Origin of the sequence: Phytohabitans flavus (genome assembly GCF_011764545.1) — a bacterium.
Classification (GTDB): domain Bacteria; phylum Actinomycetota; class Actinomycetes; order Mycobacteriales; family Micromonosporaceae; genus Phytohabitans; species Phytohabitans flavus.
Genome location: NZ_AP022870.1, coordinates 3555479 through 3571444 on the forward strand (window position 1 = coordinate 3555479; position 15966 = coordinate 3571444).

Genomic DNA, 15966 nt, shown 5'->3' on the forward strand with positions numbered 1-15966 from the left:
TACCTGAGCCTCTCAAACTTCGCCGCGCACCTCCGGCGTTTCTTCAGGCCACGGACGGCGACGGGCGAGTAGCGCTGGATACTCGGTTTGCAGGACGCAGAACTCGTTTCCCCACGGATCGCGAAGGACCCAGAAGTCGAAGCCGCGCTCCTTCTGGTGGTCATACCTGGTGGCTCCGAGCTTTTCAAGCCGTCTGACCTCGGCCTCGACATCATCGGTTTCGAGGTCGAGGTGCATCCGTTCCTTCGACGTCTTCGCGTCGTCCGTCCGCTGGAGAAGTATCCGAATCTCCGAGTCGGGTAATAGCAACCGCCGATATACCTGGCGGCTCGCCTTCGATACTTCCTCTTCGGTGGCGTCGAGGGCGGCAGACCAAAACTCGACAGCTCGATCCAGGTCGTCGCAGTCGATAGTGAAATAGCAGACGCGGCTGCGATGGTGCGTCATGCGTGGTCCACCGCAGGTTCCAAGAACGGGAACATGGAAGAACAGTACAGCCGGCCACCTACGCCGACCTGGCCTCAGTCACCCCCGGACCCGGAGCAGCGTCCGCGGTGAGCACCCACGGCGGCAGCAAGCAGCTCAAACGCGCGTTCATCAGGCCTGCGTTCGCTGCCCTCGCCTGCCTCGCCCGCAGGCGCGCCGACGCCCTCCACGCCAGGCTCCGCACCCAAAAACTCCATACCAACCAAACCGGCGGACAAACCCGAATCGCAACTTGACAAACCCCATACAGACAGCCAGAAAAATTGCAGACTCGAATATCCCTAGATCGACGAATATAACTGGTGGTCTTGGTGTTGATGCGAGACAATTAGTGGGTGTCCAGGGATGCGTTAGAGCAGCTGCGCGAGGTGGCGGGCAAATGTGCTACCACGTCGGTCTGGACCTTGAGTGACGACGATCTTGTCGATTCCCTGGACACCATCCACCAAGCGTTGCAAACGCTTACCGCAGCCCAGTTGCATGTGATCCGGGAAATCGACGGGCGCGGTCTACCGATCGCGCAGCACGCTTCCAGCACGGCGGTCTGGTTGCGGGGGCGTCACCGCATCAGCATCCACGCCGCGAAACGGCTTGCCGACCTCGCGAAGGCGGTTGACGAGCGGCCTGCCCTCGACACCGCCCTGGTCGCGGGTGTCGTCAATGCCGAGCAGGCTGCGGTTATCGCCGGCGCGGTCCGGGATCTTCCCGACGACCTTGGTGCCGATGTCGTTAATGAGGCGGAGGCGGTGCTGGTCGGCCAGGCGGCGCAGTTCGAGCCCGCGATCTTGCGTAAGGCTGGCGAGCGGATCCTCGCCCACGTCGCTCCCGAGATCGCTGACGCCCGCGACGCTGCCGCGTTGCAGCGGCAGGAAGCCCGTGCCTGGCAGACGCGGGCGTTCCAGCTCACCCGGCTCGGTGACGGGCGAGTGCGGGTTACTGGGTGGCTGGACGAGGCGGGTGCCGCGACTGTCAACGCGGCGTTGGATCCGTTGTGTGCGCCCCGGCACGACGACGAGCCGCGCACCCCTGGCCAGCGTCGGGCTGACGCGTTGGTCGAGGTGTGCGACCTGGCCACCCGCACCGAGCGGTTGCCGGACAACGGTGGGCAGCGGCCGCATGTGATGGTCACCGTTCCGTTCGAACTGCTCGAGCAGCAGTTCGGCATCGGCGTGCTGGACACTGGCGGGCGGCTCAGCCCCACCCAGGTCCGCCAGATGGCCTGCGACGCGCAACTGATCCCGGCGGTGCTCGACGGCGACGGGCAGGTCCTGGACCTGGGCCGCACGCGGCGCCTCATCACCGGGTCGCTGCGGCGAGCCCTGGAGCTACGCGACCGAGGATGCGCCTTCCCCGGCTGTGACCGACCACCGCGCTGGTGCGACGGGCACCACATCCAATCATGGGCCGACGGCGGACCCACCAGCTTGCACAACAGCGTGCTGCTGTGCGGCTACCACCACCGCATCATCCACCGCGGACACTGGACCATCCGGCTTTGTGTCGAGGACAGCAGGCCGGAGTTCATCCCGCCCGCCTACGTTGACCAGGAGCAACGACCATGTCGGAACCTCTACCACCACCGGACGTGACGGCCACGGTCTTGCAGACCTTCGGGGTCAGGAGGCGGTCGATGAGGCCGCGCGGTTGGCTCGGCGCCCGGCGATGGGGGCGGGGTTGGGTTGTGAAGCGCGGAGGGTGAGGCCGCGGGAGCAGCGGTCCGGACCACCGCGGACGTCGCGGTAGCCCAAATCTCTAAAGTGGACGGCCCGATGACCCTGGCCCAAGCAGGACAGGTCTCTATGCGGCGGCGGGCGTGGCTACGCCGCGCAGGGCGGCGGCGACGACCTTGTGTACCTCCTTGCCGGACTCGCCGTTGGTCAGCACGACGCAGCCGGCGCCGGAGCCGAGTCGGATCGCGGTCATGGCGCGGTACCCGGGTGTCTCGCCGTTGTGGCCGACCTCCGGGTCAGGGCGGGTGTAGTCGACGACCGTGCCGAGGCCGTAGAAGCTGCCTGGGTGCGCCTCGGTCAGCATGACCCGCGCGGACACCGCGGAGAGCAATGTGGACTCGCCGTGTTGGGCGCGGCGTACCTCGACCGCGAGCTGGGCCAGGTCGGCCGCCGTGGACCAGAGGCCGCTGCCGGCGACTGCGGTACGCAGGCGGTAGCCGCCGTCGAGCGGGCGGCCCTGCTCGTCGTGGCCGGCGGCGTACGACGCGGGGCGCTCGAAGCCGCTGTCGCGCATGCCGAACGGGTCGAAGACCAGGCGCCGGGCCAGGTCGGCGTACGGCTCGCCCGTCACGTCGGTCAGCAGCTGCTGGAGTACCGCCCACTGCCCGCCCGACTTGTGGAACCCGGTGCCCGGCTCGCGCGCCAGGCCGAGGCCGTCGAGCAGGTCGGCGAGGGGTGGCACCGGCTCGGTCGGGGCGTACCAGACGGCGGGCGTCTCGGCGATGCCGGAGAGGTTGGCCAGGCAGTGCCGCAGCGTGGCCGTCCACCCGCTGCCGGCGGGGGCGGCGAGCGGCCGGCTCAGGTACTCGTTGACGTCCCGGTCGAGGCCGAGCGTGCCGGCGTCCACCAGCCGCAGCACCATGAGCGCGGTGACGTGCTTGCTGATCGAGCCGGCCTGGAACGGGGTACGCATGGTCACCGGCAGCGACGTGGCCACCGACCGGGTGCCATACGTCTGTATGCCGGTGACCTCGCCATCCTCGATGAGGGCGACGGACGCGCCCGGTACCGCGTGCACCTCCATGGCGACCGAGATGGCCCGCCGCAGGTCGAACGAGGTGTGCTGAAGGGGTGGCGGCGCGGCGACCGGTGCGTCGCCGCACGCCACCGCCAGGTCCTCGATGGTCTCGTTGTCCAGCAGCATCCGCAGGGTGAGCGGCAGCCCGGCCGCGCGGGCGGCGGCGAGCACGTGCACGATTCGCATCGAGTCGGCGCCGAGGTCGGCGAGCCGGTCCCGCACGCCCACCTGGGCCACGCCGAGGATCCGTACGCACACGTCCACCATGGTCTTCTCGGTGGGCGTGCGCGGCGGCACGTACTCCCGGTCGGCGACCAGTGCGCTCCGCTCCGGCGCGGGCAGCGCCCGGCGGTCCACCTTGCCGGCGGCGTTGAGCGGCAGCGCGTCCAGCACGACGAACGCGGCCGGCACCATGTACGGCGGCAGCGCCTCGGACAGGAAGTCGCGCAGCCGGCCCTGCTCGACGCGCTTGCCCTCGTGCCCGACCACGTACGCGGCCAGCCACTTCTCCCCCGCCCCGTCCTCCCGAGCGACGACGACCGCGTCGCGCACCTCGGGCTGGTGCAGCAGCCGCTCCTCGATCTCGCCGAGCTCGATCCGGTACCCCCGGACCTTCACCTGGTGGTCGGCGCGTCCCAGGTACTCCAGCTCGCCGTCCGGACGGAAGCGCACGAGGTCGCCGGTACGGTACATCCGGCCGCCCGGGTTGGGGCCGTACGCCTCGGGCAGGAACCGTTCGGCGGTCAGGTCGGGGCGCCCCACGTACCCTCGGGCCACCCCGTCGCCGGCGATGAACAGCTCTCCCACGACGCCGACGGCGACCGGCTGGAGGTTGCCGTCGAGCACGTACACGCGGGTGTTGTGAATCGGCCGTCCAATGGGGACGGTGGTGACGTCGCCCTCGACGTCCCATCCGGTCGACCAGATCGTCGTCTCGGTGGGCCCGTAGAGGTCAACCAGGGTGGTGACCCGGCCGCGCAGGTCGCGGGCCAGGTTGGGCGGGCACGCCTCGCCGGTGGTGACCGCCACGACCGGCCGGTGGTCGAAGCCCGCCTCGATCAGCAGCTTCCACCCGGCCGGCGTGGCCTGCACGTGGGTGACCCCGTGCCGGTCGACGAGGCCGAGCATGGCCGCGCCATCGCCCGCCTCCGCGTCGCTGGCCAGCACGATCCGGCCGCCGCTGACCAGCGGCAGGCAGAGTTCGGCCAGGGAGATGTCGAACGACAGCGAGGTCGCGGCGAGCCAGGCGTGCGCGGGCGTGGCGCGGAACCGTACCCGCATGGAGAACAGCAGGTTGAGCAGTGAGCGGTGGGTGACCTGCACGCCCTTCGGCCGGCCGGTGGAGCCGGAGGTGAAGAGGGTGTACGCGAGCGTGGCCTGGTCGCCGGTGACCTCGGGTGCGGTGGCCGGCCGGGCCGCGATCTGCTCGCGCTCCCGGTCGGTCCACACGTACCCGCCGTCGTAGACGTCGGCCAGTCGCTCGGCGAGCCCGGTCTCGGTGACGACCATCTGGGCGCCCGCCGTGGCGAGCATGTACCCGAGCCGCTCGGCGGGCAGTTCGGGGTCGAGCGGCAGGTACGTGCCGCCCGACTTCCAGACGCCCAGCAGGATCGCCAGGGTGTCCGGGCCTCGGCTGGCGAGCACGCCCACCGTCGACTCCGGGCCGACCCCGGCGGCGCGCAGGTGGTGGGCCAGCCGGTTGGCCCGGGCGTCGAGCTCGCCGTAGCTGACCCGCACGCCGCCGGTCTCGACCGCGATCGCGTCCGGGTGCGCCGCCGCGACGGCGCCGATCACCTCGTGCACACACCTGCGCTCAGCCATGACCTACCACTCCACCTCGGTGTCGTTCCAGTCCTGCAGGACCTGCGCCTTCTCGTGCTCGGACAGGTACGTGGCCCGGGCGTCGCCGTCCGGGTCGGCGGCCATCGCCTCCAGCACCGCCCGGTACATGCCGGCCAGCCGTTCCGCCGCGCCCTGCTCGAGGCCGGTGCTGATCGCGCGCAGCACCAGGTACCCGGGCTGGGTGGCGACCGTCATCGTGAACTCGTTGGTGCCCTCGCCGGCCCCGCCGCGGACGTCCACCCGGCCGGTGTCGACCTGGTGGAAGTCCTGGTAGCGGAACATGATGTCGAACAGTCGGTGCCCGCCGGCCTGCCGCTGGATCGCCGGCAGCGGGTAGCGGCGGTGGGCGTACACCTCCGCCTCCCGGTCGAAGACCTGCCGAACGAGGTCACGCCAGGTCTTGGCGACGGCGGTGTCGTGGGCGAACGGCAGGGTGTTGAGGTACATGCCGTACACCCGCTCGGCGCCCGGCGCTTCCGGCCGGGCGCTGTAGAGCACGCCGGTGTGGAACGCCGGCTCGTTGGTGACCGAGCTGAGCACCTTGAGGTGGGCGGCGAGCAGCACCGCCTTGAACGACGTGCCGGTTTCGGTGGCGAGTGCCCGCAGCGGCTCCTCGATGTCCCGGAAGACGATCGGGAGCTTGAGGTCCTCGCGCGCCCCTTCCGGGCCGACTCCCCAGTCCGGGGGCAGCACGCACGGGGCGAACCTGTCGACGACGTCCTGCCAGTAGCCCTTGTCCTCGTCGGACTCCAGCGCGGCGAGTTCGGCGGAGATGAAGTCCGCGTACCGGACGGCCGGTGTCTCGTACGGCTGTGCCGGCGTGCCGTCGACGTTCCGCCGGTAGAGGTCGAGCACCTCCATCAGCAGCGAGTGCTGGCTCCAGCCTTCGGTGATGGCGTGGCAGTGGGTGAAGCCGAGCCGCCACGCCTCGTCGCTCTCGACCAGGGCGGAGATCCGCAGCAGCGGCGGCGCCTCGAGGTCGAAGAGGTTGGCCCGCTCCCGGGCGATGTGCTCGCGTACCGCCTGCTCGACGCCGCCCTCGTCCAGCCCGCGCAGGTCGTGGACGGTGACCGGCAGGTCGGCCGACGCGTGGACGATCTGGAGCGGCAGGCCGTACCGGTCGAGGTCGAACGAGGTCCGCAGCATCTCGTGCCGCTCGACCACGGTTCGGGCCGCGGCGCGCAGGGCGTCGACGTCGAACGGCCGGCCGTCGCGGATGAGGAACGTCGCGGCGTTGTGGTACCGGGCCGCCCGCTCGTCGGCGAGCATCTCGACGAGCATGCCGAGCTGCACCTGCGACAGCGGGTACGCGTCGACCACGTCCTCGGGGAGCCGCTCCCGCACGTCCGCCCCGACGAGCGTGAACGGTGCGACCGCGGCCGCCTCGGTGAAGGTGCCACCGCTGGACAGCGCGGTCGCGAGTGCGGCGACGGTGCGGTGGGTGAAGACGTCGCGGACACCGGCTTCGAAGCCCGCCGCCCGCAACGCGCCCACGAGTGCGATGGCCCGGATGGAGTGGCCGCCGATGTCGAAGAAGCTGTCCTCCACCGACACCCGCTCCGCGCCGAGCACCTCGCACCAGATGGCCGCGATCCGCTCCTCGGTGGCCGTACGCGGTGCGACGTACGCCCGCTCGTCGGTGGCGCCGTCCGGGTCGGGCAGGGCCCGCCGGTCGACCTTGCCGTTGGCGTTCAGCGGGATGCGCTCCACGCCGACCACAGTGGACGGGACCATGTACTCGGGCAGCGTCCGTCCACAGTGGTCCTTGACGTCGGTGGAGCCGACGACGTAGGCGACGATGCGGTCCTCGTGCACCACGACCGCGGCGTCGCGCACGTCGGGGTGGTCGAGCAGGATCGCGCGGATCTCGCCCAGCTCCACCCGGTACCCGCGGATCTTGACCTGGTCGTCGATCCGGCCGAGGAACTCCACGTTCCCCTCGGCGGACCAGCGGGCCAGGTCGCCGGTGCGGTAGAGGCGGCCGCCGACCGAGCCGAACGGATCGGGCAGGAACTTCTCGGCGGTCAGCTCGGGCCGGTTGACGTAGCCTCGGGCCACGCCGGTGCCGCCGACGTACAGCTCGCCGACCACGCCGGCGGGGACTGGGCGCAGGTGGCGGTCCAGCACGAACATCGTCATGTTGGGTAGTGGCCGGCCGATCGGCACCACGTCAGCACCCTGCGGCCCCGAAATCGGGAAGATACAGGTACCGACGCTCGCCTCGGTCGGGCCGTACTCGTTGACAAGGTTGCCGTCACCCAGCACCGCGCGCCACTTCTCCGCGACCGGGCCGGGCAACGCCTCACCAGCGACCACAATCACCGGTGCGTAGTCCGGCGAAGGCTCAAGAATCTCCAAGTGACCAGGCGTCAGCTTGATGAAGCTGAACGGCGCCGCACTCCGCAGGTGGGTCGACAGCTCGTCAAGCTCCACCGCAGGCGGCAGCATCCACAACCGCTGACCCGACACCAGCGGCGCCCACAGGTTCGGCACCACCAGGTCGAACGCGACCGACGAGAACAACGGCGCACCACCCGAACCACGCGACGCCAGCACCTCCGCCGCCCACTGCACATGGTTCGACAAACCGCGATGCGTGATGGCCACACCCTTGGGCCGACCCGTCGAGCCGGACGTGAAGATGACGTACGCGAGGCGGTCCAGGTCGTCGACCCGCTCCGGTGCGGTGGCGGGCTCTCCGGCGGCATCGGTGAGGACAGTGTCCACTGTGAAGCGGTCTACATAGGACGCCTGGGTGACCGCGACCCGTACGTCCGCGTCGGCCAGCATGCGGTCGATCCGCTCGGCCGGGAAGGCGGGGTCGAGCGGCACGTACGCGCCGCCTGCCTTCCACACCGCGAGCATCGCGACTACGAGGTCGGCGCCCCGGTCGAGCAGCACCGCCACGAGCGAGTCCGGCCCCACGCCCCGCCCGCGCAGGTGGTGGGCCAGCTGGTTGGCGCGGGCGTCCAGGTCGGCGTACGTGACCCGGGTGCCGCCCACCTCCACCGCCGTCGCGCCGGGCGACGTGGCCGCCCGCTCCTCCACCAGCTCCAGGACCGAGCGGCCGACCATGGTGCCGGGGTTGTGGCTCCACTCCATCAGCAGCCGGTCCCGCTCGCCGCCGGGCAGGAATGTCTCCCGCGCGTCGCCGTCGAGGTCGGCCGCGATCGCTTCCAGCACCACGCGGTACATCCGGCCGATCCGCTCGGCGTTGCCCGGGCTGAGCGTGTGCGTGTCGACGGTGAGCACCAGGCCGCTGGCCCGGGCGGCGACCGCGAGCCCGAACTCGGTGGCGCCCTCGCCCACGCCGGACTCGGCGTCGACCACGTCGGTCTCCGCCTGGGCCTGCTGGAGGTCGAGGTAGCTGAACCGGACGTCGAGCAGGCGAGCGCCGTCGCCGAGGTCACGCTGGATCACCGGCATCGGGAAGCGCCGGTGCGGCCACAGCTCACCCTCGCGGTCGTACGCCTGGCCGACCGCCTCCCGCCACGTGGTGGCGGTGCCGTCGTGGGCGAACGGGAGCGTGTTGAGGTACATGCCGTACACCCGCTCAGCGCCGGCCACCTCGGGCCGGCCGCTGGACACGAGGCCGGTGTAGAACGCCGGCTCGTCGGTGAGCTGGCTCATCACCTTCAGGTGCGCGGCGTGCAGCACCGCCTTCAGCGAGGCGCCGGCCTCGCTCGCCCGGGACCGCAGCGTCTCGCTCAGGTCGGCGAGCGGGACGTTCACCGTGTACGCCCGGCGCGGCGTGTCGCCGTCGTCGCCCCAGCCGGCGGGCAGGTGGAACCGGGCGTACCGGTCCACGATCCCCTGCCAGTACCCACGGTCCTCAGTGGACTCGACGGCGGCGATCTCGGCGGCGACGAAGTCCGCGTACCGCAGCGCCGGCACCTCGCGCACCGGCGGTTGCCCGCCGCCGCGCACGCCGAGGTACGCCTCGACGAGCTCCATCAGCAGCGAACGGTGGCTCCAGCCCTCGGTGATCGGGTGGCAGACGCTGACCGACATCCACCACGCCTCGTCGCTCTCCACCTGCGCGGCGACCCGCAGCAGCGGCGCCCTGGTGAGGTCGAAGAGGGTGGCCCGCTCCCGTGCGGTGAAGTCGCGGATCGCCTGGCGCAGCGCGTCCGCGTCGAGGCCGCGCAGGTCGCGTACCTCGATCGGGATCGTGGCGGTGCGGTGGACGAGCTGCATCGGCACGCTCAGCCCGTCCAGGTCGAACGAGGTCCGGAGCATCTCGTGCCGGGCGACGACCGCAGCCGCAGCCGTGCGCAGGGCCTCGACGTCGAACGGGCGGCCGTCGCGGATCCGGAACGTAGTGGTGTTGTGGTACTTGTTCACGCTGTCGTCGGCCAGCATCTCGACGAGCATGCCGAGCTGCACCTGGGCCAGCGGGTACGCGTCGACGAGCCCGTCCGGCAGGGCGGCCCGGTCGGCGGCGTCGATCAGCGCGAACGGCGCCACCAGGGCGTCGTCCTCGGTGGCGGCGCTCGAGGTGGGCAGCGCGGCGGCGAGGGCGGCGACGGTGCGGTGGGTGAAGACGTCGCGGACGCCGGCGTCGAAGCCCGCCGCCCGCAGCGCCCCGACGAGTGCGATGGCCCGGATGGAGTGGCCGCCGATGTCGAAGAAGCTGTCCTCCACCGACACCCGCTCCGCGCCGAGCACCTGGCACCAGAGCGCGGCGATGCGCTCCTCGACCGGGTTGCGCGGGGCGATGTACTCACGCTCGTCCGTGGCGCCGTCCGGGTCGGGAAGCGCCCGCCGGTCGACCTTGCCGTTGGCGTTCAACGGGATCCGCTCCACCGCGATCACCGTCGACGGCACCATGTACTCCGGCAGGGTCCGTCCACAGTGGTCCTTGACATCCGTGGACCCGACCACGTAGGCGACGATGCGGTCCTCGTGCACCACGACCGCGGCGTCGCGCACCTCGGGGTGGTCGAGCAGGATCGCGCGGATCTCGCCCAGCTCCACCCGGTACCCGCGAATCTTGACCTGGTCGTCGATCCGGCCAAGGAACTCGATGTTGCCGTCCACGGACCAGCGCACCAGGTCGCCGGTGCGGTACATCCGCGCGCCGGGCGACCACGGGTCGGGCAGGAACTTCTCGGCGGTCAGCTCGGGCCGGTTGACGTAGCCTCGGGCCACGCCGGTGCCGCCCACGTACAGCTCGCCGGCGACCCCGACCGGGAGGGGCCGCAGGTCGGCGTCGAGGACGCGCATGGTCATGTTGGGTAGCGGCCGGCCGATCGGCACCACGTCAGCACCCTGCGGCCCAGAGACCGGGAAGATACAGGTACCGACGCTCGCCTCGGTCGGGCCGTACTCGTTGACAAGGTTGCCGTCCCCCAGCACCGCACGCCACTTCTCCGCGACCGGCCCAGGCAACGCCTCACCAGCCACCACGATCACCGGCGCATACTCGGGCGAAGGCTCAAGAATCTCCAGGTGACCAGGGGTCAGCTTGATGAAGCTGAACGGCGCCGCACCCCGCAAGTGGGCCGACAGCTCGTCAAGCTCCACCGACGGCGGCAGCATCCACAACCGCTGACCCGACACCAGCGGCGCCCACAGATTCGGCACCACCAGGTCGAACGCGACCGACGAGAACAACGGCGCACCACCCGAACCACGCGACGCCAGCACCTCCGCCGCCCACTGCACATGGTTCGACAAACCGCGATGCGTAACCGCCACACCCTTCGGCCGACCCGTCGAACCCGACGTGAAGATGGCATACGCCAGACGGTCCGGGTCGTCGTCGCGGGCCGGTGCGGTCGAGGGGCGCGGGCGATGAGGCGGCGGTCCCGGTCCACCATGAGCACGTCACCGGTGAACCGGTCGGCGAAAGCCTCCTGGGTGACGACCGCCCGCGCGCCGGCGTCGGCCATCATGGCTTCGATCCGCTCGGCCGGGAAGGCGGGGTCCAGCGGCACGTACGCCGCGCCCGCCTTCCAGACGCCGAGCAGGGCGGCGGGCAGGTCCAGGCCCCGCTCCAGCAGCACACCGACCAGCGCCTCCGGCCCGACGCCGAGGCTGCGCAGGTGGTGCGCGTACCGGTTGGCGCGGGCGTCCAGCTGCTCGTAGGTCAGCTCGGTGTCGCCGCAGCGGACCGCGGTCGCGGCCGGGGTGGCGGCGGCCTGCCGCTCGAAGAGCGCCAGCACCGAGGCGTCCGTGAACTGCGCCGCCGAGTCGTTCCAGTCGGTGACCACGCGGCGCAGCTCGCCATCGGGCAGGTACGTGGCCGAGGCGTCGCCGTCCGGGTCGGCCGCCATCGCTTCCAGCACCGCGCGGTACATGGCGCCGACGCGGTCCACATTGGAGCGGCTGAGGAAGTGGTTGTTGGCGCTCAGCACGCAGAAGCCGGCCCGGGTGGAGACGCCGAGCGGAAACTCGGTCGGGCTGTCGTCGATCGTCGCGGCGTAGTCCACCACGTCCGCGTCGACCTGGCGGAAGTCCTGGTAGCTGAAGCGGACGTCGACAAGCCGCTCGCCGCCGCCGAACTCGCGCTGCATCGCGGCGAGCGGGAAGCGGCGGTGCGGCCAGACCTCGATCTCCCGGGCGAAGACCGACCGGACGAGGTCCCGCCAGGTGCGGGCGCCTCGGTCGTAGCCGAACGGAAGCGGGTTGAGGTAGACGCCGGCGACCCGGTCCGCGCCGGTCGCTTCCGGCCGGGCGTTGGTGACGAGTCCGGTGTGGAAGGCGGGCTCCTCGGTGAGCTGGCTCATCACCTTGAGGTGTGCGGCGTGCAGCACCGCCTTGATGGGCACCTCGGCGGCGGAGGCCAGCTCGCGCAGCCGCTGCTCCAGGTCCCGGTACGGCACCCACACCTTGTGCACGCCGCGCGGGGTCGACGGGTCGTCGCCCCAGCCGGTCGGGAGGGTGAACTTCGCGTACCGCTCGACGGTCCCCTGCCAGTGCGCCCGGTCCGCCTCGTCGTCCAATGCGGACAGTTCGGCGGCGACGAAGTCGGCGTAGCGCACGGCGGCCGGTGCGGCCGGCTCCGGCTCCCGCCCGTCCCGGTACGCCTTGTAGGCGCCGACCAGCTCCATCAGCAGCGAGTGGTGGCTCCAGCCCTCGAGGACCGCGTGGCACTCGGTGAGCGTCAGCCACCAGCCGTCGTCGCAGGCGTGCGCGTGGAAGCGGACCAGCGGCGGCTGGGAGAGGTCGAAGAGCTGGGCCCGTTCGGCAGCCATGAAGGCGCGCAGCGAACGCTCCAGCTCCTCGCCGGACAGGCCCGGCAGCTCCCGGTGGCCGACGACAGGCTCGGCGGTGCCGTGCACGAGCTGGAGGGGTGTGGAGAACGTGTCCAGCGCGAACGAGGTACGCAGCACCTCGTGCCGCGCCACGACAAGCTGGGCCGCGCGGGCGAACGCCGCCGGCGAGAACGGCTCACCGTCGGCGATCCGGAAGCAGGTCGAGTTGTGGTAGTGGTGCCGGCCGTCGTCGGCGAGCATCTCCACGACCATGCCGAGCTGCACCTGGGCCAGCGGGTACGCGTCCACGACGCCGTCCGGCAGCGCGGCCCGGTCCTCGGCGGAGATGAGCGCGAACGGCTGGACGCCGGGCGCGGGCGCCTCGGCTGCCGGTCCGGCCTCGCCCAGGAACGCGGCGAGCTGGGCCACGGTGCGGTGGGCGAAGACGTCCCGTACCGCCACGTCGTACCCGGCCTCGCGGAGGGCGCCGACCAGCGCCACCGCGCGGATCGAGTCGCCGCCGAGGTCGAAGAAGCCGTCGTCCACGCCGACCCGGTCGACCCCGATCACCTGCCGCCAGATCGCGGCCATCCGCTCTTCTTCGGGGGTACGTGGGGCTACGTAGTCCCGCTCCGCGGAGAGCGCGGTACGGTCCACACTGGGCAGTGCGGCCCGGTCCAGCTTGCCGTTGGCGGTCAGCGGGATCTTCCCCAGCGGCACGAACGCCGACGGGATCATGTACTCGGGCAGCGTGCGGGCCAGCAGCGCGCGCAGCTCCCCCGGCGACGGCACCGCGTCCCGGGTCGGCACCGCGTAGCCGACCAGCCGCCGGTCGCCGGGCTGGTCCTCGCGGACCACCACCACCGCTTCCCGGACCTGCGGATGGGCGGTCATCGCCGCCTCGATCTCGCCGAGCTCGATGCGGAAGCCGCGGATCTTCACCTGGTGGTCGATGCGGCCGAGGAACGACATGCTCCCGTCCGGCTCGCGGCGGGCCAGGTCGCCGCTCTTGTACAGGCGGGCGCCGGGCGGGCCGAACGGGTCGGGTACGAACCGCTCGGCGGTCAGCTCCGGCCGGTTGAGGTAGCCGCGGGCCACGCCCGGCCCGCCGACGTAGATCTCGCCGGGCACCCCGATCGGCGCCACGTTGCCGTCCGCGTCGAGCAGGTAGACCTGAAGGTCACGCAGCGGGTGCCCGACCGGGTTGGGGGCGCCCGGCACGAGGTCGGCCGGGACCAGCCGGTAGTACGTGGTGTGCACGGTGGTCTCGGTGATGCCGTACATGTTGAGCAGCAGCGTGCGGTCGAGGTCTCGGCGGGCGACCCAGGGCGCCAGCTCCTGCACCTCCAGCTTCTCGCCGGCGAAGACCACGGCCCGCAGCGCGAGCGCGTCGATCCGCCGGTCGCCCTCGCCGGCCAGGGCCACCAGGCCGCGGAACGCCGTCGGGGTCTGGTTGAGCACGGTCACCCGGTGCGCGACGAGCAGGTCGAGGAAGTCTTCCGGCGACCGGGTCACCGCCTGTGGCACCACGACAAGCTTGCCGCCGTAGAGCAGTGAGCCCCACAGCTCCCAGACCGAGACGTCGAAGGCGTACGAGTGGAACAGCGGCCACACGTCCGTGTCGCCGAACGCGTAGTGCTCCTCGGCGGTGGTGAGCAGCCGCAGCACGTTGCCGTGGGTGAGGCAGACGCCCTTGGGACGGCCGGTCGAGCCGGAGGTGTAGATGACGTAGATGAGGTTGTCCGGAGTGGACACCGGTACCGGGTTGTCGGCGGGGCGGGCGGCGAGGGCGGCGGCGTCCTCCGCGCCGTCCAGCACGACGAACCGTCCGGAGTGGATGGTGCGCAGCTTCTCGGTGTGCGCGGCGGTGGTGACCACGACCGGTGCGGCGGTGTCGGCGAGCATGAAGGCGAGCCGGTCGGCCGGGTATGCCGGGTCGAGCGGCAGGTACGCGGCGCCGGACTTGAGCACGCCGAGCAGCGTGGGCACGAGGTCGATGCCGCGGTCCAGCGAGACACCGACGAGCGTCTCCGGGCCGGCACCCAGCTCGCGCAGGTGGTGGGCGAGGCGGTTGGCGCGCTCGTTCAGCTCGGCGTAGGTGAGGCTCTGCTCGCCGAAGACCACCGCGACCGAGTCGGGGCAGGTCGCCGCGCGCCGCTCGAACGCCTCGTGCACGCAGATTTCCGGCGCGTCGAGGAGCTGGATGGGCGGCGCGACGATCGCCAGCTCGCCCGCGTCCAGCATCACGTGGTGGGACAGCGGCACGTCCGGCGCGGCCGTGACCCGGTCGAGCAGCCGCACCAGGTGCCAGGTCATGCGCTCCACTGTGGAGCGGTCGAAGAGCGCCTTGACGTACTCCAGGGTGCCGCGCAGCGTACCGTCGGCGGCTTCCTCCACCTGGAGGGTCACGTCGAAGCGGGCCACCCGGGACGGGGCGGTGAGCGCCTCGACCGCCAGCCCGGGCAGGTCGAAGCCGGCGGCGCGCTCCTCGTGCATCGTGAACGCGGCCTGGAACAGCGGCGTGCGGGACATGTCCCGCTGCGGCTGGAGCTCGTCGACCAGCCGGGCGAACGGCACGTCCTGGTGGTCGAAGGCGCCCAGCACGGTCTCCCGCGTGCGCCCCAGCAGCTCGGCGAACGAGGGGTCGCCCTCGGCCCGTCCACGCATGACGAGGCTGTTGATGCCGTACCCGATGAGGCGCTGTACCTCCGGCTGCGTGCGCCCGGAGACGACCGTGCCCACCGGCACGTCGGTGCGGCCGGTGTACCGGCCGAGCAGCACCTGGTAGCCGGCGAGCAGTGTCATGAAGAGCGTGGTGCCGTGCTCGGCGCTCACCTTGCGCAGCCGCTCGGTCAGCGCGGCGGGGAACGCGAACGGCACCGCGTCCCCTTCCCAGCTGCGGGTGGCCGGGCGGGGGTGGTCGGTCGGCAGGTCCAGCGGCGGTACGCCGTCGAGCTGCCCGCGCCAGTAGTCCAGGTGCCGGCGGAGCACGTCGCCGGTCAGGTGCGCGCGCTCCCAGGCGGCGTAGTCGGCGAACTGCACCGGCAGCGGGGCCAGAGCTGCCTCGGCGTCGCCGTAGAGAGCGCCCAGCTCCTCCGCGAAGACGCGCACCGACCAGGCGTCGCAGGCCACGTGGTGGAAGACCACGACCAGGATGTGGTCGTCGGCGGCGAGGCGCAGCAGGCTCGCCCGTACCGGGTGCTCCCGCTCCAGGTCGAACGGCTCGCCCGGCGCGGCCGCCGCCAGCTCGGCCGCCCGCGGCTCGCGCTCCACTGTGGGCAGTGTGGTGAGGTCCTCGACGGGCAGGGCGAACGGCGCCGGCGGGTCGATCACCTGTACCGGCTCGGCGCCGTCCAGCGCGTACCGGGTGCGCAGGATCTCGTGCCGGGCGACGAGGCCGTCGAACGCCCGCCGCAGCGCGTCCACGTCGAGCGGGCCGCGCAGCCGCAGGGCGACCGGGACCACGTACTCCCAGCTGTCCGGCTCCAGCCGGCTGAGAAACCACATCTGCTGCTGCCCGTACGACAGCGGCAGCGGGCCGGTGCGGTCCACCGGCTCCAGGCGGCGGCCCTTCTCGGCGCGGCCGGCCCCTCCCGCGAGCCGGGCACGGATCAGCTCCTCGCGGAGCGCGTCCGCCCGCTCGGTCGTCTGCACTCCACCGGTGCTCATCGCCACTCCTCGTGCTCGCGGT

Annotated in this window: 4 protein-coding genes and 1 pseudogene; 1 reads left to right on the forward strand and 4 read right to left on the reverse strand. The window is 71.8% G+C overall.

The features are described 5' to 3' along the window. Positions 1-12: 12 nt before the first annotated feature. The gene (locus Pflav_RS15525) at positions 13-447 is read right to left on the reverse strand and encodes a VOC family protein (RefSeq protein ID WP_173036807.1); all 435 of its coding nucleotides are present in this window, start codon (positions 445-447) and stop codon (positions 13-15) included. Between the two features lie 443 nt (positions 448-890). On the opposite strand from Pflav_RS15525, the gene Pflav_RS15530 reads away from it, so the two are divergent. Further along, the gene (locus Pflav_RS15530; protein WP_232071454.1) at positions 891-2075 is read left to right on the forward strand and encodes an HNH endonuclease signature motif containing protein; all 1185 of its coding nucleotides are present in this window, start codon (positions 891-893) and stop codon (positions 2073-2075) included. 208 nt (positions 2076-2283) lie between these two features. On the opposite strand, the gene Pflav_RS15535 is transcribed toward Pflav_RS15530, so the two are convergent. From Pflav_RS15535 to Pflav_RS15560, 3 genes and pseudogenes are all read right to left on the reverse strand, one after another. Next, positions 2284-5055, reverse strand: coding sequence for a non-ribosomal peptide synthetase (locus Pflav_RS15535; RefSeq protein ID WP_173036808.1), 2772 nt, complete (start codon positions 5053-5055; stop codon positions 2284-2286). A 3-nt stretch (positions 5056-5058) separates the two neighbouring features. After that, on the reverse strand, positions 5059-10824 hold the full coding sequence (locus Pflav_RS45605; RefSeq protein ID WP_332107872.1) for an amino acid adenylation domain-containing protein: 5766 nt from the start codon (positions 10822-10824) through the stop codon (positions 5059-5061). A 107-nt stretch (positions 10825-10931) separates the two neighbouring features. Beyond that, a pseudogene (locus Pflav_RS15560) lies at positions 10932-15944 on the reverse strand (amino acid adenylation domain-containing protein); the annotation flags it as partial. Positions 15945-15966 lie beyond the last annotated feature (22 nt).

Coding starts and splice junctions, on each gene's coding strand:
- Pflav_RS15525 (WP_173036807.1), bottom strand. CDS start 447: ATGACGCACCATCGCAGCCGCGTCTGCTATTTCACTATCGACTGCGAC.
- Pflav_RS15535 (WP_173036808.1), bottom strand. CDS start 5,055: ATGGCTGAGCGCAGGTGTGTGCACGAGGTGATCGGCGCCGTCGCGGCG.